Below are 19631 nucleotides of genomic sequence, written 5' to 3' on the forward strand. Positions count from 1 at the left end.
AAGAACAGGAACAGATTCTAGTGTCCGACGGGTAGTTCGGCCGTGAGCTCAGCGAGGAGTGATACCGGTGAAGGCTGCCGTGCTCAACCAGGTAGGCGACGACAAGCTCGAGCTCCGGGACGACGTGACGACGACCGCGCCGGGGCCGCAGGAAGTCAAAATCAAGATCAAGGCGTGCGGGGTGTGCCACAGCGATCTGTCCGCTATGGACGGAACGCTGCCGGCGCTCGCACCCGGTGTCATCGGCCACGAAGGCGCCGGTGAGATCGTGGAGATCGGGAGCGCCGTCACGCAGCTCGCGGTGGGCGATCACGTGGCGATCACGTTCGTGCCGCCGTGCGGGAAGTGCGCCCAGTGCGTCACCGGCCAGTCCCACTTGTGCCTCATCCACACGATTTCCGCGTTCACCCAGCCGCGGTTCGTCGTCGGCGGCAACCCCGCCTTCGGTTACGCCGGGCTGGGCGCGTTCGCCGAGGAGATGGTCGTTCCGGCCGATGCCGCGGTGAAGATCGACGACGACGTGCCGTGGGAGGTCGCGGCACTGCTGTCGTGCGGCATCCTGACCGGCGTCGGCGCCGTGCTGAACACCGCGAAGGTCGAACCGGGCTCCAGCGTCGCGGTCATCGGCTGCGGTGGTGTCGGCGTCGCGGTGATCCAGGGCGCCCGGCTCGCCGCGGCGGCGAAGATCGTGGCGGTCGACCCGGTCACCGAGAAGCACGAGGTGGCCCAACGGTTCGGCGCGACGCACGCAACGGCACCCGACGGCGTCGCGGACCTCAACAACCAGCTCAACATGGGCATGGGCTTCGACTACGTGTTCGACGTGGTCGGCATCCCCGCGACCATCCGCCAGGCGTGGGACCTGACCCGGCGCGGCGGCCACACGGTCGTCGTCGGTGCGGGGCGGGCGGACGCGATGGTCTCGTTCAGCGCCCAGGAACTCTTCCTGCACGACAAGACTTTGCACGGTTCGTTCTACGGGACGGCGAACTTCCGCCGCGACGTGCCGCGCATGATCGCACTGTGGCGGCAGGGCCGGCTCGACCTCGAAGGCATGATCAGCAAGCGGATCAGGCTCGAGGACGTCAACGAGGGCCTGCAGGCCTTGCGCGGCGGAGGTTCTCTCATCCGCCAGGTGATCCTCTTCGATTAGGAGTCTTCTGTGGACCTTGCGGGGAAGGTCGCCGTCGTCACCGGTGCCGGTGCCGGACTCGGCCGGGCGGAAGCACTGGAACTGGCTCGTGCCGGTGCTTCGCTCGTCCTCAACGACCTGCCGGGCTCGGCCGGCGCCGCCGCGGCCGAGATCGAGGAGCTGGGCGGCAAGTGTGTGGTGGTCGAGGGTGACGTGGGGGAGCGGAGCACCGCTGATTCCCTCGTCAGCGCGGCTTTGGAGGAGTTCGGAGGGCTGCACGTCGTCGTGAACAACGCCGGTGTGTTGCGCGACCGGATGCTGTTCAACATGTCCGACGACGAGTGGGACCTGGTCGTGAAGGTGCATCTTCGCGGCCACTTCCTGTTGTCGCGCAACGCAGTCTCGCTGTGGAAGCAGCAGTCGAAGTCCGCGGGCGAACCGGTCTACGGGCGGATCGTCAACACCTCGTCCGAGGCGTTCCTGCTCGGGTCGGAGGGGCAGGCGAACTACGCGGCGGCCAAGGCGGGCATCGCGGCGCTGACGGTCGCGACCGCGCGCGGCACGTCCCGTTATGGCGTGCGTGCCAACGCGATCTGCCCGCGCGCCCGCACCGGGATGACCGCGCACGTCTTCGGCGACGCACCAGAGGGCGACGACTCGCTGGCGCCTGAACACGTCGCGAAGTTCGTGGCGTACCTGGCAGGCCCGTCCGGCGACAAGATCAACGGTCAGGTCTTCGTGGTGCACGGCGGAATGGTCGCGCTGATGGCACCGCCGACGGTCGAGCAGAAGTTCGGCGCTTTCACCGATCTCGACGGCTACTTCGCCGACCGTGATCCGGAAAAGACGTTCTCGTGCACTGAAACGATGTCTCTGTAGGAGGAGCTGTGACGCTCACCGTCCAACCGCATCGCGAGACGCTGGGCCTGAAGGACGGCCGGCTCCTCATCGGCGGAGAGTTCCGCGAGACCGACGAGACCTGGACCCACCACCACCCCGCGACCGGCGAGGAGATCGGCAGTTTCGCCGTCGCGTCGGCCAAGGACGTCGACGCCGCCGTGATGGCCGCGCGCAAGGCGTTCGACGAGGGCAGGTGGCCGCGCTCGGGGGCAGGTGAGCGCATCAAGATCCTGCGCAGGTACAGCGACCTGCTGCGCGAGCACTCGGACGAGCTGCGCGGCCTGCAGGCGCTGGACAACGGCGTGCCGCTGTCGTTCGGCCAGATCTACGCGACCTCGGTCGGCATCGCGGCGGACATCTTCGACCACCACGCGGGCTGGATCGACAAGGTCGGCGGCCAGACGCTGCCGCCGTACCAGGGCGGCGACCACCTGGCGATGACGTTCCGCGAACCGGTCGGCGTCGTGGCGGCGATCCTGCCGTGGAACGCGCCTTTCGTGCTCTTCGCCCAAAAACTCGCGCCCGCGCTCGCGGCCGGCTGCACGGTCGTCGTGAAGCCGTCGGAGTACGCGTCGTTCTGCGTGATCCGCATGGTCGAGCTGCTGATCGAGGCCGGTCTGCCCGAGGGCGTGATCAACCTCGTCACCGGACCCGGCGACCCGACCGGTGAAGCGCTGATCACCCACCCCGGCGTCGACAAGATCAGCTTCACCGGCAGCCGCGCGGTGGGCCGCCGGATCGTCGAGGCCTCGGCGGGCACGATGAAGCGCGTGTCCCTCGAGCTGGGCGGGAAGTCGCCCGCACTGGTGTTCGCGGACGCCCCGAACGTCGGTCTCGCCGCGATGACCTGCATGGGCATGGTCACCATGGGACTGTCCGGTCAGGCCTGCGTGGCGCACACACGTGCGTTGGTCGCGCGGGAGGTCCAGGACGAGTTCGTCAACATGGCGTCGATGCTCGCGAGCGCCGTGACGTTCGGCGACCCGTTCGACCCGGCCGTGCTCGCCAGCCCGTTGATCAACGCCAAGCAGCTCGAGCGCGTGCTCGGCTACATCGAACGCGGCCAGGAGGACGGCGCCCGCCTGGTCACGGGCGGCAAGAGGCTCGACGGCGACTACGCGTCCGGGAACTTCGTCGCACCAACGATTTTCGCTGACGCCAACAACGACATGGCGATCGCGCGCGACGAGATCTTCGGCCCGGTGCTCACGGTCGTGCCGTTCGACGACGAAGAAGAAGCCATCCGCATCGCGAACGACACCGAGTACGGCCTGGGCGCGGGCGTCTACACGAACGACGTGCGCCGCGCGTTCCGGGTGTCGAAGCGACTGCGGGTCGGCATGGTCGGCATCAACGGGTTCCAGCTCGAACCGCACGTGCCGTTCGGCGGCTACAAGCAGTCCGGACTGGGCCGCGAGGGCGGGCAGAGCGCCTACGAGGCCTTCACCGAGCTCAAGACCGTGATGATGCCGCTGACCGACGAGCTGATGTAGATGCGACTGGACGGCAAGATCGCCCTGATCACCGGCGCCGCCCGTGGTCAGGGCGCGGCCGCGGCGCGCAGGTTCGTCGCGGAGGGCGCGCGGGTGATGATCACCGACGTCCTCGACGACCAGGGCAAGGAGCTCGCGGCCGAGCTGGGCGCGGAGTACTGCCACCTCGACGTGTCCGACGAGGACGGGTGGTCCGAGGCCGTCGCGTACACGGTGGAAACCTTCGGCGACATCACGGTTCTCGTGAACAACGCGGGCATTCTGCACTTTTCGGCGTTGGCGGACACCACGCTCGCCGACTACCAGCGGGTGATCGGCATCAACCAGGTCGGCACGTTCCTCGGCATGCGCGCCGTCGTGGCGTCGATGAAACAGGCCGGCGGCGGCTCGATCGTCAACGTGTCCTCCGTCGAAGGCCTGGCCGGCATGCCCTACCTGGTGGCGTACACGGCGTCGAAGTTCGCGATCCGCGGCATGACCAAGGTCGCCGCGATGGAGCTGGGGCAGCACGGCATCCGGGTCAACTCGGTGCATCCCGGCGCCATCGACACCCCGATGGTGAGCGAGGCGCTGGGACGGCCGATCGACGTCTCGCCGATCGGCAAGAAGCTGGCGTTGCGCCGGATCGGCCAGCCGGAGGACGTCGCGAACGTCGTGTTGTTCCTCGCCAGTGACGACAGCGCGTACTGCACCGGCGGGGAGTTCGCGGTGGACGGAGGAGCGACCGCGACGCACGCGTTGAGCGGTTGATCCAAAACAGGAGGCAACCCGGAGCATCTCGATGGCGTCTTCGTGATCGAGAGGTATGACCTGGGGAGCTTCATTTGAAATCAATATTGATCGCGGCCGCGCTCCTGATCGGACTGGCGCCGGCCGTGTCGGCTGCGGAAGAGACGCAGACGCCCGTTTTGTCCTGGCAGGACTGTCAGGACGGGTTCCAGTGCTCGACGGCGAAGGTGCCGCTCGACTACGACCACCCCGGCGGCACGAAGATCGACCTCGCGGTCATCAAGCTGCCGGCGACCGACCCGTCCAAGCGGATCGGCTCGCTGTTCGTCAACTTCGGCGGGCCCGGCGCGTCCGGCGTCGACCGGCTGCGGGGCCGCGGCAAGTGGGAGTGGCTCTTCTCGCCCGAGCTGCGGGCGCGGTTCGACCTGGTGTCGTGGGATCCCCGCGGCATAGGCCGTTCGGCGACCGTTCGTTGTTTCGACACCGTTGAGGAGCAGCAGAACTTCCTCAACTCCCTTCCCGTCTACCCCGACACGGCGGCTCAGGAGCCGGCGTTCTACGAGGGGTACCGGGAGTTCGTCCGGCGGTGCGAGGCGAAGTCCGGCGACCTGCTGGACCACGTCTCGTCCGCCAACACAGCGCGTGACCTGGACCAGCTGCGCAAGGCCGTCGGCGACAAGAAGCTGACGTACCACGGCATCTCGTACGGCACGCACCTCGGCGCCATCTACGCGAACATGTTCCCGGACAAGGTCCGCGCGCTGGCGTTCGACGGATCGCTCGACTTCATCGGCAACGCGACCGGGCACGGGAACCAGGGCACGACCGTGCCGCTGGACACGCGCCAGGACGTGCCGCGCGGTGTGGCCGAGACGTTCGAGCAGTTCCTGTCGCTGTGCGCGGCTCCCGGGGCCAAGTGCGCGTTCGCCGGCGGCGATCTTCACAAGAAGTGGGCGGACCTGGTCGCCAAGGTGGCGGCCTCTCCGGTGACCACGCCGGACGGCCGGTTCGACCGCGTCACGCTGATCAGCACCGTCTGGGACGCGCTGGCGCAGCCGGAGACCTGGCAGGACACCGCCAGGATCCTGCAGGCCGTGTGGGACGCGCCGGCTTCGTTGCGTGCGGCCTCCGAGCCTTACATCACCAACCGGTTCGAGGGCTTCAACGCTGTCCAGTGCTCGGACAGCGACTTCCCGCGCGACACGGCGGCGTACACGGCCTACGGCAAGAGCGAGGACGAGCGCGTGCCGTACTGGGGCCGTGCGGTGGTCTACGACATGATGGCCTGCGCGTTCTGGCAGGGTCGTGACGACGACCGCTACACCGGTCCGTGGAACCGCTGGACGTCGGCGCCGATCCTGTTCATCAACAACAGGTTCGACCCGTCGACTCCGTTGCACGGTGCTCACGACGGTGCGGCGGAGATGTCTCGGACCGGGTTCCTGACGGTCGAGGGCTACGGGCACACCACGATGTTCGTGCACAGCGCGTGCGCGGAGAAGGTGAAGCGGGACTACCTCTTCACCGGTGTGCTGCCCGCGCAGAAGACGTGCGGCATCGACAAGGGGCCGTTCGCCTGACGTTGTGTTCTGAGGGGCTCCACCCGGCTGGGTGGGGCCCCTCTTGCTTTGGTCGCGTTGCCGTAGCTACGGTAAGGAAACTGAACCGGTAAGAAAAGTGAACCAGGAGGAACCTCGTGCTGGCAGCCGCGCAGACCGTGGCCGATCTGGCCCGTTCGGTCGCACCGAGGACGGAGGCCGGGCGCGCGCTCGCTCCTGAGTTGTTGGACCTGCTGCACTCGGAGCGGATTTTCGGGCTCGGCGTGCCGAGTGCTTTGGGTGGTCTCGAACGTCCGCCGGGGGAGACGCTGGCAGTTGCCGAGACCATCGCCCGAGGTGACGCTTCCGCCGGCTGGTGTGTGTCGATCGCGGCGACGAGCGGCCTGCTCGGTGCGTACCTGCCTGCTGAGGGTGCCTCGGAGGTGTTCGGGGATCCGCAGACGGTGGCTGCCGGCGTGTGGGCGCCCAAGGGTCGGGGTGTCGCTGTTTCCGGTGGTGTCGAGATCACCGGCCAGTGGTCGTTCTGTTCGGGGATCTCGCACGCTTCCTGGTTGTTCGCCGGGTTCGTCGACCCGTCCGGGGCGTTGAAGGTGGCGGCGATGCCGAAGTCGTCGCTGGAGGTGCTGGACACCTGGCACACGACCGGGTTGCGCGGCACCGGCAGTCACGACTGCGTGGCTCGTTCGGTGTTCGTTCCTTCGCATCGCTTGTTGTCTGTTTTGGGCGGTCCTCTGGGGGATGCTCCTGCGCTGTACCGGTTCCCGGTGTTCGGGTTCTTCGCGTTGTCGGTGGCCGCGGCGGCTTTGGGCAACGCTTTCGGTGCGCTGGACGACTTTCTCGCTCTGGCGGTCGATCGCAGTCCGCTGGGGTCCAGCCGGACTCTGGCGGAGCGGCCGTCGACCCAGGCCGCGGTTGCTTCGGCGTCGGCTTCTTTGCAGGCGGCGCGGGCGTTCTACTATTCGGCGGTGTCCGCGGCCTGGGAGGCGGCGCAGGGCTCTTCGCCGGTGCCGGTGGAGGCTCGGGCGTCGTTGCGCCTGGCTGCCACTCATGCGACCCGGACGGCTCAGTGTGTGGTTTCCTCCCTCTACGATCTCTCTGGTGGGGGCGCGATCTACGACGGGCCTTTGCAACGGCGGTTCCGTGACGCGCACACGGCCACGGCTCATTTCCAGGTGAACCTCGCGTCGTTCGAGCTGCCGGGCAAGGTTTTGCTGGGCCTGCCCGCTCGGACGGAGCAGCTGTGAACACTGTCGGTGTGGTGACGCCGTTCTGGCTCGACCGCCCGCCTTCCGAGGCGCTCGACATCGCTGTGGCGGCGGATTCTGCCGGGTTCGGCACGCTGTGGATCGGTGAGATGGCGACGTTCGACGCGTTCGCCCTGGCCACCGCCGTCGGTCTGCGCACGTCCGGCATCTCGCTGCGGATCGGTCCGCTTGCCGTTGGTGTGCGGAGTCCTGTGGCGCTGGCACTTGGGCTGTCCACAGTGGTCGCTGCTACTGGGCGGCGTGCAGACTTGGCCCTGGGCGCTTCTAGTCCACGGATCGTGTCGGAGTGGCACGGGCGGCCGTTCTCGCCGGTTCGCGCTATGCGTGGTGCTGTGCGTGACACGCGGGCGATCTTGAACGGCAATCGGGTGTCTGGATTTCGGTTGCAGCAACCGGTTCCGGGCACGTCGATCTCGGTTGCGGCGTTCGGGCCGGCGATGATGCGCGTGGCCGCGTCGGAGGGTGACGAGGTGGTGCTGAACCTGGTCAGCGCTGCTCATGTCGCTTCGGTCAGTCGGTCGCTTGCGTCGCTTGTGCGGGTGCCTCCGCCTCTCGCGGTGTGGGTGCCTGCCGCGCTCTCGCCGGGGCCGGAGACGCTGCGTCAGTTGCGGTCGCAGCTCGCTGTTTATCTTGCTCCGCCCGGCTACGGCGAGATGTTCACGGCTCTTGGCTATGGCTCGCTGGTGGAGCGCGCCCGTGCTGGGGTTGCGCGTGCCTCGTTGGCCGCGGACATTCCGGTCTCGTTGATCGAGGCTGTGGGTGCCATCGGTTCGGCTGCGGATGTCGCCGGGCGCGTCGCTGAGTATTTCGCGGCGGGCGCCTCGCACGTTGGTCTGGTGCCGGCTACCGCGTCGGATCCGGCAGGTGCGCGGCTGCTGACTACGCTTTCGCCACTGCTGACGGAGGGACACCGATGACCGACTCTGTCGATTCTCTTGGCCGCCGGTTCCGAGGCGAGTCCGTCGGGCGCGCGCTTGATCTCGTGGGGGAGCGGTGGACGCTGCTGATCCTGCGGGAGGCGTTCTTCGGGGTGCGGCGGTATGGCCAGTTCGTGCGCAACCTGACGATCCCGCGGCCCACGTTGTCCGCTCGGCTGAAGTCGCTTGTGGACGCCGGGTTGCTGCAGCGGGTGCCGTATGCGGAGGATCGTGACGAGTACCGGCTGACTGCTGCGGGGCTGGAGTTGTTTCCCGCCATCGTGATTCTGATGAAGTGGGGGGACAAGTACGTGCCGGATGGTGATGGGCCTGCCGTTGTGCTTGAGCACAGTGTTTGTGGGCAGGTGGGTGATGCTTACGTTGCTTGCCGGTGTTGTGGGGAGGAGATCACGGCGCACAACGTGAAGGCTTACTCCGGGTCGGAGGCTTAGGCCTGGGTGGGTCGCGAAGTAGAGATTTTGTTTGGGGGAGCTGAATCTTTGAAGCCCGCGTCCTGTACGACAAGACCGTCCCGCTGTCCGCCGATCTGGCGGCCGAGGTGGAGGTCCAGCGCATCGCCGCGGCGATCTGTTTCTCATGATGAGCGAGAACCTCGACGGCTTCCATGCCCACAATTCTATTCGAGATCAATTTCTCCAAATCGGGCCAGCGGCTGCGCGATGGAGTGAACTCGCAGGTCAGGCCGCATGCGAAACCGTGCGTCGCTTCTCTCTCTAGACGCAAAAAATAGGAAAACGACGCACGCGAACAAGGCGGTGGCAGCGGGCTGACAGCGCGCTGTGCGTGCGCTGACAGCGGCCGGGCGCACACTTCGGCTCGACCCACAGGGAGGGACGAACGATGTCGCTGGCGATCAGGGCACAAGGCCTGGTCAAGCATTACGGGGAGACCAAGGCTCTGGACGGGGTGGACCTCGAGGTTCCGGAGGGGAAGGTCGTGGGTGTGCTCGGGCCGAACGGCGCGGGCAAGACCACGGCGGTGCGGGTGCTGGCGACGTTGCTGCGGCCGGATGCGGGACATGCCACGGTCGGGGGATACGACGTGGTGAAGAACCCGCGTGCGGTGCGGTCGTTGATCGGGCTGACCGGGCAGTACGCGTCGGTGGACGAGGATCTGTCGGGGACGGAGAACCTCGTGCTGCTGGCGCGGTTGCTCGACTTCTCCCGCACGGGGGCGCGGGCCAGGGCGGCTGAGCTGTTGGAGCAGTTCGAGCTGTCCGATGCCGCGGGGCGAGCCGCCAAGACGTATTCAGGGGGTATGCGTCGGCGGCTCGACCTCGCGGCGAGCCTGGTCGGGAATCCGTCGGTGCTGTACCTGGACGAACCCACGACGGGGCTGGATCCGCACGCGCGCAACGAGGTGTGGGCCGTGGTCCGCAAGCTTGTGGCGAACGGGGTGACGGTGCTGCTCACCACGCAGTATCTGGAGGAGGCGGATCAGCTCGCGGACACGATCACGGTGTTCGACCACGGCAAGGTGGTGGCCGAGGGACGGTCGGACGAGCTGAAGCGGCGCGTCGGTGGGCAGACGTTGCAGGTGCGGCCGTCGTCGGCGCGTGATCTCGATGTGGTGCAACGGATTCTCGGCGATCTCACCGGGACTAGGCCGCATCGGGACGACGACACCGGGCTGCTGACAGCGCCCGTCAACGATCCGGTGCTGCTGTCCACATTGGTCCGCAAGCTCGACGAGGCCGGGATCACGGCGGACGAACTGGCGCTGCGGTTGCCCTCGCTCGACGAGGTCTTCCTGGCGCTGACGGGGAAGCGCGAGCCCGAGGGGAGCCTGGCATGACGACCATCTCGATGGACAGGGGTGTGCGGCACGGGCTCGCGCTGGCGTGGCGCGGCATCCTGAAGATCCGCAAGAACCCCGAGCAGCTGGCGGACGTCACGATCGCGCCGATCGTGTTCCTGGTGATGTTCACGTACCTGTTCGGCGGTGCGCTCGCCGGCAACACCGACGCGTACCTGCAGATGCTCGTACCGGGCGTGCTGGTGATGAACATCCTGCAGGCCAGCATGACGGCGGGCGTGCAGCTCAACACGGACGTGTCCAAGGGCGTGTTCGACAGGTTCCGCGCCATGCCGATCGCCCGGTCCGCACCGCTGGTCGGGGCGGTGCTGGCAGACATCGTGCGGTACGTGGTGTGCGTGCTGGTGTTGCTGGTCGTCGCGACGGTCATGGGCTTCCGGGTGCAGACCGGGCCGGTCGAACTGCTGATCGCGGTCGGGCTGGCACTGCTGTTCGGGCTGTGCTTCTGCTGGGCGTCGGTGTTCGTGGGCATGCTGCTCAAGACTCCGGGAGCGGTGCAGGGCATGATGTTCGTGCTGATCATGCCGTTGACGTTCGGCAGCAACGTGTTCGTCGGCACGTCGACCATGCCGGGCTGGCTCAAGGCGTGGGCGGACATCAGCCCGGTCTCGTTGATGGCGGACGCCCTGCGCGGACTGCTCAACGGCGGTCCGATCGCGGGACCGCTCACCGGCTCGCTGATCTGGATGGTCGGGGCGGTCGCGGTGTTCTTCCCGCTGGCCACCTGGGCCTACCGCAAACAGGTCTGAGCACACCGGAGGCGGGCGTCAGGAGTCGCTGACGCCCGCTTCCGCGCGAATCTCCTGCAACGCCTCGGCTTTCGTGAGCCCGAGGCGTTGCGGCGCACCGAGCGACGCCACCAGCCGCCTCAGGTCGGGCTCGCCCAGATCGAGCCGGCCGCGGATCACCTGCGCGAGCGCCAGCAACCGGGCCGCCCTGTCGTCGCGGCCTTGCGCGTGCCGGACGAGCGCGAGCAGTTCCGTCACCGACGCCACGTCCGGCATGTCACTGCGGTCCGAGGTCGTCCGGACCGCCACCGCGATGTGGGCCTCGGCTTCCGCAGGCTTGCCGGAGGCGAGCGCGATGCGGCCTTCGAGCATCGCCGACCACTCCGTGACGAACCCGTTGAGCACGACCGAATCCGTGGCCAGCCGCCTGAACCGGGTGCTGAACTCGCGTGCCTCGGCGACCCGGCCGGCGCGCAGTGCGACCTCCGCCCGCGCGTAGCCGATCATGATGGTCATCTGGTCGTTGCCGATGCCCTGGACGTACTTCTCCGCCTCGGCGACCTCGCGCGCGGCCGACTCGTGGTCTCCGGCCCGGGCGTACTCGACCGCGAGCCGCCACCGTTGCTGCACGGCGTCGTCCTGCGACCGCAGCTCCAGCGCCACCGCGAGACCCCGGTGGTACAGCTCGATCGCGGCCTCGTTGTCGCCGGTGTGCGAGACGAACGCGGCTTTCATGCCGAGCGTCATCGCCGAACCCCACCGGTCGCCGACGGCCATGAACTGCTCGTACGCGCGGTCGCGGGCCTCTTCGGCGCTGTCGAGCTCACCCTCGTCGGCGAGGATGAAGCTCAACGCCCAGTCCGCCGCCGCCCGCGCCCACGCGTCCTCGCTCGCCGCCGCCCGCGCCACCTCGCGGCGCGCCAGTTTCGGGTTCTGGCTCAGGAACGCGAGCATCGGCAGCGCGATCGACAGCGACGGCCACTTGTTCGTCGCGCCGGTGCGCACGCAGTCCTCGATGACCCCCACGGCCTCCGCCGGATCCGGCAGGCCCGGGATCGCGGTCATGATGAGGTGCATCGCCCGGAAGGTCGCCTCGAGGTCCGCCGGCAGGGCCTCCCCGAGCGCGAGCACCTCGCGCACCGACAGCTCCGCGCGCTCGTTGTCGCCCTTGACCAGCCAGTACCAGAAGACACCGCTGAGGAGATCCGCGGCCACCTCCACCTGGCGGTCGTCGACCGCACCGCGCAGGGCGCCCACGATGTTGTCCTGCTCGGCCTCGTAGACGCTGATCGCCTCGAGCTGCCTGGTGGTGCGGGTGAGCGGTTCCCACCGGACCAGCAGGTCGCGGTAGTACCGCCGGAACCGCGCCAGGATCTCGGGTTTCTCACCGGACGCGTCGAGCTGCTCGGCCGCGTACACCCGGATCGTCTCCAGCATCCGGTACCGCGGCTCACCCTCCATCTCGACGACGTCCACAATGGACTTCTCGACGAGTGACGTGAGCACGTACAGCGCGTCCTCGTGGCAGACCTTCTCGATGCCGGCGAGGTTCGCTCCCGCGGGGAAGACCGCGAGCCTGCTGGCGAGCCGGCGTTCCTCGTCGGTCAGCAGGTCCCAGCTCCACTCCACGACCGCCCGCAACGTGCGCTGGCGGGGCAGTGCCGTGCGGCTGCCCGAGGTCAGCAACCGGAACCTGTCGTCGAGCCGCTGCGTGATCTGCCGGATCGTCATCGACCGCAACCGCGCGGCCGCCAGTTCCAGCGCCAGCGGCATGCCGTCGAGCCTGCGACAGATCTGCTTCACGTCGTCCACAGTGGACTCGTCGAGCCGGAACCCCGGCTTCACGGCGTTCGCCCGGTCCAGGAACAGCCTGACCGCGCCGAACCCGGCGATGTCCGCCTGACCGTCGGGCACCGAGAGCGGACCGACCGGGCACAGCGACTCGCCGTCGATCGCGAGCGGTTCCCGGCTGGTCGCGAGCACGCGCAGGTTCGGCACCCTGCGCAGCAGGTCGCCGGCGAACTCGGCGGCCGCGGTGATCAGGTGCTCGCAGTTGTCCAGCACCAGCAACGACTCGCCCGCGCCCAGCACCTCCACGATCCGGTCCACGCCCTCGGCCCGGCGCCGCAACGGATCTCCGCCGATCGTCAGGTCGAACTCGGCCAGCACCGCACCCGCCAGGTCCTCCGCCGCCCGCACGCCGGCCAGCGCGGCGAACCACACGCGCCCCTTGCCGTGCAACGGATGCCGTGCCGCGGTCTCGGTGGCGAGCCGCGTCTTGCCCGCGCCGCCCGGCCCGACCAGGGTCACCAGCCGGGCGTTGTCGAGCTGGTCGTTGATCTGGGCGAGCTCCTCTTCGCGGCCGACGAAGCTGGTGAGCCGCACCGGCAGCCGGTCGACCGTCGTCCGCGGCTTCAGCTCACCCCGCAGGGCCGCGAGGTGCACGTCCTGGAGCTCCTGCGACGGGTCGACGCCCAGCTCGTCGGCGAGCCTGCGGCGGACCTCCTCGTAGACGCGCAGCGCCTCGGACTGCCTGCCTTGCGCGCACAACGCCCGCATCAGCAGCCCCGCCAGGCGTTCCCGCAGCGGGTGCTTCTCGTGCATCGCGGTGAGCGCCGAGACGTCCAGGTCGCCGGTCTGGAAGCGCTCTTCCTCCGCGCTCAACCGGGCCTCGTCGAGCCGCACGGCCGCAGATGACGCGAACGGCGCCTCCCGCACGTCGGCGAGCGCCTCACCGCGCCACAGCCCGAGCGCCTCGTCGAGCCGGCCCGCGGCACGCAGCCGTTCGAACCGGTGCACGTCGACGTCGTCCTGGGCGATCGCGAGCCGGTACCCACCCGGCTCCAGCGTCACGTCAGGGCAGACCTTGCGCAGCCGCGACACGAGCGACTGCAGCGCGTTCGACGCGTCCGCGGGCGGCTGCTCGCCCCACAGGTCGTCGATCAGCGTGGTGGTCGGCACCGGGCGGCCCGGGTCGAGCGCCAGGCGGGCCAGGAGCATGCGGACGCGGGCACCACCGATGTCGACCGGTGTGCCGTCGTCGGCCTCGACCGTCGTCGGGCCCAGCAATGCCACGCGCACACGTCCAGCTTTCCAGATCACTTGCCGCGATCACGCGAGAACGTCGAGTGTGCGCGTGAGCGCGTCAGTGATAAGGCTCTCCGACCGGGGATCGGAAGTCGCCCGCGGCACCCGCTCGACCAGCATGATCGAGTACAGGTACGCCTGGTAGGAGGCGAGCCGGACCCGCGCCGAGTCGGTGAACTCGAAGCCGTAGCTCGTCAGGAAATCCGTGTCCGGCTCGATCGACCCGAACAGCGCGAGCGACACGAACTCGGCCACCGGATCGCCCCAGAACGCCCGCTCACCGTCGACGAGCCCGGTCAGGCCGGTGTCGGTGAGGATGTTGCCGTCCCAGAGGTCGAAATGCACCAGCGACGGCCGCTTGACCTCGTCGAACACGGCGGGATGCAGCGGGATCTCCGGCAGTGCGACGCCGAAGCGCCGGGCGTCGGCCCGCACTGCGTCGACCATCGCCCGGAACGCCGACGTCCACGTCGAGTGCAGGCCGAGCTGCGGGTAGCCGAAGCCCGGCCCGGTGACCTCGTGCAACGCCGCCACGGCGGCCCCGAGTTGACGGCGGATCAACGGCCGGTCGACGTCGGTCCGCCCGAACAGGGGCTGACCCGGCAGCCAGGTCGTGAGCAGCGCGTCGCTGTCCACCAGAGCACGGGAGAAGTCGGTGTGCACGACCTCCGGCACCGGTGCGACCGCGTGCCCCAGCCTGCAGAACATCGCCTCGGTACGCATCAGATTGCGCTCGTAGGTCAGTCCTGGCCGGTCGGACGGCGAGACCTTGAGCACGAAGTCGCCCTCGGGTGACGTCACCCGGTACACGTCGTTGTACGTGCCGCCACCCAGCGGGCGGATGGTGAACTCGGTCAGGTCGGCCTCGGCCAGAATCAGCTCCACCGTCACACCGGCAAATGTAATGATCGTTCGATGGACGCGTACTGGGGGACCGCCGAGGCAGCCTGGCGGTGGGTACTGGATCTGGTCCACTACGACGACGCGGTGTGGATACCGCCGTCGGTGGGCGTCGAGCTCGATCCTGAGGACCGCGACAGCATGTACGCGGGCGTCGGCGGCCTGGCCCACGTGCTGGCGGAGATCCGGCTGTGCCGCGAGTGGACCGGCGAGGAACAGCGGCTCGCGGAGGCCATCACCGAGCAAATCCGCGCGGGCTTCGGCACGGCGACCGACTACATGTTCTTCAGCGGCCTGGTCAGCGCGATCGGTGTGCTGACCGTGCTGGACGCGCCCGGCTCCGACGCCGCCGTCGCCCGCCTGGTCGAACTGTCCACACCGGACGGCTGGGCGCACGAGTACTTCAGCCCGCCGCGCTTCCTGGAAGGCGCCAAGTGCCACGACCTGACGCTGGGCACCGCGGGCGTGCTGCTGGCCGCGGTGCACGCCAGGCGGCACGGCGTGGAGGACGCGGACAAGCTGGCCGACCTGGCCGCCGAGATCCTGCTGGCAGAACGCGAGGAGACGCCGACCGGCCTCAACTGGCGCATGGTGCCGGTGCGCCACTCCGTTGTGCAACGGGAGAATCCGAACTTCTCGCACGGCCTCTCGGGCATCGCGACCGCGCTCGCCCTGGCCGGTGCCGAGTTCGAACGGCGAGACCTCGTCGAGGCCGCGAAAGCAGGCGCCGAGCATCTCGTGGCGCTCTCCGACGTCAGCGACGGCGGTTTCCGGGCCCCGCTGCGCATTCCCGCGCTGGAGGACATGGAGCCGTTCAGCTACGGCTGGTGCCACGGCCCGACCGGAACCTCGCTGCTGTGGCGGGCGCTGGGGCTTGCCGGAGTGGCCGAGGTGGCTGGAAGGCAGGTGACCGACTGGCACGACCGCTGCCTGCACAGCGTCCGCGTCTCCGGCCTGCCCGAACGCCGGTATCCGGGCTTCTGGGACAACGACGGCCGTTGCTGCGGCACCGCGGGCGTCGGCGACCGGCTGCTCGACGCGGGTGAGCACACGGACTTCGCGCTCCACCTGGCTGATGTGCTGGTGGAACGGGCGATTCCGGACGGATCTGGCGTGTGCTGGCGGTTCATCGAGCACAGGAACGAGGACCCGCTGCTGCCGGCAGGTGTGGGCTGGATGGCGGGTGCGGCGGGCATCGCCGGATTCCTGTTCCACGCCGGCCGCGTCGCTCAGGGCGACACGACCGCCGTGCCGCGCATGGACACCTGGTGGGCCCTCTAAGCGGGCTGCCAGCCCAGTTCTGGGCCCAGCTTCGTCGCGATGTCGGTGAGGATCTGCACGTAGTCCTCGTGCTCGAAGCTGAACGGCAGCGCGAACGCCACCTCGTCGACCTCCTGGAAGGCGAGGTGCGCGTAAAGCTGCTCGGCGATCTCCGCGGACGTGCCGATCAGGTCGCGCGCGAACATGAACCGCCGCGGCCCGAACGGCGTGCGAGTGCGTTCCGTGCGCTGGTCCACGTAGTCCTGGTACTTCGCGCGCTGTTCAGCAGTTGCCGAGTCGGTCGGGATCACGACGAGACCCTGCGAGACCCGCCCGCCGCCGTTCTCCCGGAACGCCCTGACGTGCGACAGCTGGATCTCGGCGAAGTCCTCCGACTCCTCGGCCTGGACCACGTTGCTGCACAGCAGGTTCAGGCCGTGCGAGCCCGCCCACCGCGCCGACCGCAGACTGCCGCCGCCGTACCACATCCGCTCGCGCAGACCGGCCGAATGCGGCTGCACGTGGTCCGAGAACTGCTCGATGCCCCTGGTGCCGCTGAACTCCGTGACCTTCTCGCCGCCCACGAAGTCCAGCAGCCGCTGCAACCGGTCGTAGCCGAAGTCCTCGACGTCCGCGGTTTGCGGGTAGAGCGCGTGCTTGACGTCGTCGTAGAACATCGGCGGCCCGACGCTCACTCCGGGATTGAGCCGGCCGCCGGACAGCACGTCGACCGTCGCCAGGTCCTCGGCGAGCCGCAGCGGGTTCTCCCAGCCCAGCGGGATCACGGCGGTGCCGAGGCTGATCCGGCTGGTGCGCTGGGAGGCCGCGGCGAGGATCGCGACGGGCGAGGAGATGCCGAACTGCAGGTGTCGGTGCCGCACCCACGCGCTGTCGAACCCCAGCTCCTCGCCCAGCTCGATGATCTCCAGGGTCGACCGGTGGCCCGCGCCGGGGCTGTGCTCGTCGAACAGCCCGATGGTCAGAAAACCCAGCTTCCGCAACGGTTCTGTCTTGCGCGGCACGGGCGCCTCCTCGGTCAGGTCTCCTTCCGAGTTTAGGTGACGTTTCAACTAGGTCCACATGCTGGAATCAGGGGGTGAAGGTGACCGAGAAGCTCGCCTTCGCGGCGTGCAGCCGGTACTGCGGCAGCACACCCGGCCCGCACGACGCCGTACCCAGGCCCTGCTGAGCCAGGTCGAGGTTCACGTAGACGTGGTCGCGGGGCTCGAGGTCGGTCGTGTGCCGGGCGGCGTCGAGGTCCTCGGTCGTCCAGCGGCGAGCGGTGAAGTCGAACACCGGTTCGCCGGTGATCTGGACGGACCCGAGCCGCAGCCAGCGGGCGTCCTTGCGGTTGCCGTTCTCCTGCGGGAAGACGTACGGCGTCTGCAACGCGTCCACAGTGGACGAGAAGCGGCCGATCCTGGCGGACTGCCGGCTGTCCGCGTACGCCTCGCCTGGACCGGCACCGAACCATTCGACGGTGTCGAGCGTGCCGGGCAGCGCCAGGCGGAGACCGAGGCGGGGCAGCGTGCACGGCCACTCGCCGTCGGGGGTGACGTCGACCTGCAGCCTGAGCTGGTTGTCGTCGGCGGTCCAGCGGTAGTCGGCGAACATGCCGAAACCCCGGCTCGGCGGCGCCACCCTCGTCCGGACCACCAGCGCGGTCTCCTGGGCGTCGACCTCGATCACCCGGTGTTGCAGGCGGTGCAGGCCTGCTTCACGCCAGGCGCGCTCCTCGGGGTGGTCGGAGCCGCGGTCGTTGTCGGTGGGCGCGCGCCAGAGGTCGAGGCGAGGGCCGTCGACCTGGTGCTCGCCGAGCCTCGTCAGGCGACCGGTGGTCGGGTCGAACTCGCCGGGGCCGAGCCACAGTACGTCGCCCACGCCGACCAGTTCCACGCCGCTGATCGGGGTGACCGAGGTGGCCTCCGTGATCGCGATCTGACCCCACGCGATGACGTGACCGGCTTCGGCCCAGGTCGTGGCGGTGGCCAGGGACGCCCGGACGGTCAGCCAGCCCTCACCGGACACCGCGGGCAGCTCGGGAAGCGGCAGGTCTGCCTGTTGTCGAGCCGAAACGGCCGGTACCGCGAGCGACCCCGCCGCCACCTCGACGCCGTCGGCCTCGTACAGCCACTCGAAGCGCAGGTGGTCGAGCGAGACGTGGTCGTAGTGGCTCTCGATCCGGATGCCCCCGGCGGTCCCGGTGATCCGCACCGGCTCGAAGACCTTGGCGAACTCCAGCAGGCCCGGCGACGGCGTGCGGTCCGGGAACACCAGACCGTCGATCACGAAGTTGCCGTCGTGGATCGTCTCGCCGAAGTCGCCGCCGTAGGCGTAGTGCCCGCCGGCCTCCAGCCCGTGGTCGATCCACTCCCAGATGAATCCGCCCTGCACGGTCCGATGGCGCTCGAACAGCTCGCGGTACTCCAGCATCCCGCCCGGCCCGTTGCCCATGGCGTGCGCGAACTCGCACAGCACGAACGGCAGGCCGTGCCTCCGCTCGCGCCCGATCTGGTCCACCTCCTCGTGCGAGGCGTACATGCGGCTGTAGACGTCGACGTACTCGCAGTCCAAGTCACCCTCGTAGTGCACCGGGCGCGACGGGTCGCGGTCGCGCGTCCACGAGGCCATCGCGGCGAGGTTGCGGCCGGTGTGGGACTCGTTGCCCAGCGACCACAGCACAATTGACGGGTGGTTCTTGTCGCGTTCGACCATCCGGCGCATCCGGTCCAGATAGGACTCGGCCCAGCGCGGGTCGTCGCTCGGGTTGCCCGCCCAACCCAGCTCGCCGAAACCGTGCGTCTCCAGGTCGCACTCGTCGATCACCCACAGGCCGTACTCGTCGCACAGGTCCAGGAAGTGCGGGTCCGGCGGGTAGTGGCTGGTCCGGACGGCGTTGACGTTGTGCCGCTTCATCAGCAGCACGTCGGCGAGCATGACCTCCCGTGGCACCGCGCGCCCGAACCGCGGGTGGTGCTCGTGCCGGTTCACGCCGCGGAACACCACGCGCGAGCCGTTGATCAGGATCACGCCGTCCTCGATGACGACCGTCCGGAACCCGATCCGCACCGGTACCCGTTCGGCGGCGGTGTGCACGAAACCGTCGTAGAGCCTGGGGTTCTCGGCGCTCCACGGCTCGACCGGCACCTCGGCGGACTGTGCGTTCTCCACGCCCAATTCCGGCACGGTGACCAGACCACCCTCGACGGACAGCGTGCCGAGTCCGGAAACGTGGTCGTAGGAGGCCTGCACGTGATAGTCGGCGACACCGCCGCGTGGCCGCGACAACAGCGTGACGTTGCGGAAGATGCCGGACATCCACCACATGTCCTGGTCTTCGAGGTAGCTGCCGGACGACCACTGGTGCACGCGCACCACCAGCACGTTCCCCTGCGGGCGCAGCAGGTGGCCGACCTCGAACTCGGAAGGAAGCCGGCTCCCTCGGGTGATGCCGAGTTCGGTGCCGTTGAGCCAGATCCGTCCGCACGAGTCGATGCCGTCGAACCGGAGCACAGCCGGTTCGCCAGGCCAGTCCGCGGGCAGGTCGAAGGAGCGGCGGTAGTCGCCGGTCGGGTTCTCCGACGGCACGAACGGCGGCTCGACCGGGAACGGGTACACCACGTTGGTGTACGCGGGCGAACCGTGGCCCTGCAGTTGCCAGTGACCTGGAACGGTGATCGTGCCCCACTCGTCGTCAGCGGAGTCCGCTGCGGCGACGGAGGAGGACAGCCGGAACTCCCAGGTCCCGTTGAGCGACGACGAGGCCGCGTCGGAGGTGAAGAAGGCACGCGGTGGCAACGCTCCTGTGCCCGGACCCATGTCTTC

General features: G+C 68.9%; 15 protein-coding genes. 11 read left to right on the forward strand and 4 right to left on the reverse strand.

Annotated elements, in window-relative coordinates; genetic code table 11:
- The first annotated feature begins 67 nt into the window (after positions 1 to 67).
- From ABZ345_RS08245 to ABZ345_RS08290, 10 genes are all read left to right on the forward strand, one after another.
- Positions 68 to 1153 carry a Zn-dependent alcohol dehydrogenase gene (locus ABZ345_RS08245; RefSeq protein WP_359844250.1) on the forward strand — a complete coding sequence of 362 codons (1086 nt, stop codon included), beginning with the start codon at positions 68 to 70 and terminating at the stop codon, positions 1151 to 1153.
- 9 nt (positions 1154 to 1162) lie between these two features.
- Complete coding sequence (locus tag ABZ345_RS08250; protein ID WP_359844252.1) at positions 1163 to 2011, forward strand: 3-oxoacyl-ACP reductase; 849 nt, start codon at positions 1163 to 1165, stop codon at positions 2009 to 2011.
- An 8-nt stretch (positions 2012 to 2019) separates the two neighbouring features.
- Positions 2020 to 3525, forward strand: coding sequence for an aldehyde dehydrogenase family protein (locus ABZ345_RS08255; RefSeq protein ID WP_359844254.1), 1506 nt, complete (start codon positions 2020 to 2022; stop codon positions 3523 to 3525).
- On the forward strand, positions 3526 to 4275 hold the full coding sequence (locus tag ABZ345_RS08260; protein WP_359844256.1) for a glucose 1-dehydrogenase: 750 nt from the start codon (positions 3526 to 3528) through the stop codon (positions 4273 to 4275). It begins immediately after the preceding gene.
- A 74-nt stretch (positions 4276 to 4349) separates the two neighbouring features.
- The gene (locus tag ABZ345_RS08265) at positions 4350 to 5834 is read left to right on the forward strand and encodes an alpha/beta hydrolase (protein WP_359844258.1); all 1485 of its coding nucleotides are present in this window, start codon (positions 4350 to 4352) and stop codon (positions 5832 to 5834) included.
- A 116-nt stretch (positions 5835 to 5950) separates the two neighbouring features.
- Positions 5951 to 7057 carry an acyl-CoA dehydrogenase family protein gene (locus tag ABZ345_RS08270; protein ID WP_359844260.1) on the forward strand — a complete coding sequence of 369 codons (1107 nt, stop codon included), beginning with the start codon at positions 5951 to 5953 and terminating at the stop codon, positions 7055 to 7057.
- Positions 7054 to 7995: an LLM class F420-dependent oxidoreductase gene (locus ABZ345_RS08275; protein WP_359844262.1), complete on the forward strand. Its 942-nt coding sequence runs from the start codon at positions 7054 to 7056 to the stop codon at positions 7993 to 7995. Before ABZ345_RS08270 ends, ABZ345_RS08275 begins: the two co-directional genes overlap by 4 nt.
- Positions 7992 to 8447 (forward strand): helix-turn-helix domain-containing protein, encoded by a 456-nt coding sequence (locus tag ABZ345_RS08280; protein ID WP_359844264.1) that lies wholly within the window; start codon positions 7992 to 7994, stop codon positions 8445 to 8447. The genes ABZ345_RS08275 and ABZ345_RS08280 overlap by 4 nt, the downstream gene beginning before the upstream one ends.
- Positions 8448 to 8856: 409 nt before the next feature.
- The gene (locus tag ABZ345_RS08285; RefSeq protein WP_359844266.1) at positions 8857 to 9810 is read left to right on the forward strand and encodes an ATP-binding cassette domain-containing protein; all 954 of its coding nucleotides are present in this window, start codon (positions 8857 to 8859) and stop codon (positions 9808 to 9810) included.
- Entirely contained in the window at positions 9807 to 10580 is a 774-nt protein-coding gene (locus tag ABZ345_RS08290; RefSeq protein ID WP_359844268.1) for an ABC transporter permease, read from the forward strand. The genes ABZ345_RS08285 and ABZ345_RS08290 overlap by 4 nt, the downstream gene beginning before the upstream one ends.
- A gap of 18 nt (positions 10581 to 10598) precedes the next feature.
- Here ABZ345_RS08290 and ABZ345_RS08295 read toward each other — a convergent pair whose 3' ends face one another.
- On the reverse strand, positions 10599 to 13634 hold the full coding sequence (locus ABZ345_RS08295) for a BTAD domain-containing putative transcriptional regulator (RefSeq protein WP_359844270.1): 3036 nt from the start codon (positions 13632 to 13634) through the stop codon (positions 10599 to 10601).
- Between the two features lie 36 nt (positions 13635 to 13670).
- Entirely contained in the window at positions 13671 to 14537 is an 867-nt protein-coding gene (locus tag ABZ345_RS08300) for an aminoglycoside phosphotransferase family protein (RefSeq protein ID WP_359844272.1), read from the reverse strand.
- 24 nt (positions 14538 to 14561) lie between these two features.
- On the opposite strand from ABZ345_RS08300, the gene ABZ345_RS08305 reads away from it, so the two are divergent.
- Positions 14562 to 15827 (forward strand): lanthionine synthetase LanC family protein, encoded by a 1266-nt coding sequence (locus ABZ345_RS08305; RefSeq protein WP_359844274.1) that lies wholly within the window; start codon positions 14562 to 14564, stop codon positions 15825 to 15827.
- Here the strand turns inward: ABZ345_RS08305 and ABZ345_RS08310 are convergent.
- Positions 15824 to 16828, reverse strand: a complete 1005-nt coding sequence (locus tag ABZ345_RS08310) for an LLM class flavin-dependent oxidoreductase (protein WP_359844275.1) — start codon at positions 16826 to 16828, stop codon at positions 15824 to 15826. The genes ABZ345_RS08305 and ABZ345_RS08310 overlap by 4 nt on opposite strands.
- 67 nt (positions 16829 to 16895) lie before the next feature.
- Positions 16896 to 19625, reverse strand: a complete 2730-nt coding sequence (locus ABZ345_RS08315) for a glycoside hydrolase family 2 TIM barrel-domain containing protein (RefSeq protein WP_359844277.1) — start codon at positions 19623 to 19625, stop codon at positions 16896 to 16898.
- Between the last annotated feature and the right edge of the window lie 6 nt (positions 19626 to 19631).

It is taken from the genome of Lentzea sp. NPDC005914, from assembly GCF_040629405.1.
Taxonomy (GTDB): Bacteria; Actinomycetota; Actinomycetes; order Mycobacteriales; family Pseudonocardiaceae; genus Lentzea.

Bases quoted from the DNA above. Each gene is read 5' to 3' on its own strand.
- ABZ345_RS08280 (WP_359844264.1), top strand. From the start codon at position 7,992: ATGACCGACTCTGTCGATTCTCTTGGCCGCCGGTTCCGAGGCGAGTCC.
- ABZ345_RS08260 (WP_359844256.1), top strand. From the start codon at position 3,526: ATGCGACTGGACGGCAAGATCGCCCTGATCACCGGCGCCGCCCGTGGT.
- ABZ345_RS08305 (WP_359844274.1), top strand. From the start codon at position 14,562: ATGGACGCGTACTGGGGGACCGCCGAGGCAGCCTGGCGGTGGGTACTG.
- ABZ345_RS08285 (WP_359844266.1), top strand. From the start codon at position 8,857: ATGTCGCTGGCGATCAGGGCACAAGGCCTGGTCAAGCATTACGGGGAG.
- ABZ345_RS08290 (WP_359844268.1), top strand. From the start codon at position 9,807: ATGACGACCATCTCGATGGACAGGGGTGTGCGGCACGGGCTCGCGCTG.
- ABZ345_RS08315 (WP_359844277.1), bottom strand. From the start codon at position 19,625: ATGGGTCCGGGCACAGGAGCGTTGCCACCGCGTGCCTTCTTCACCTCC.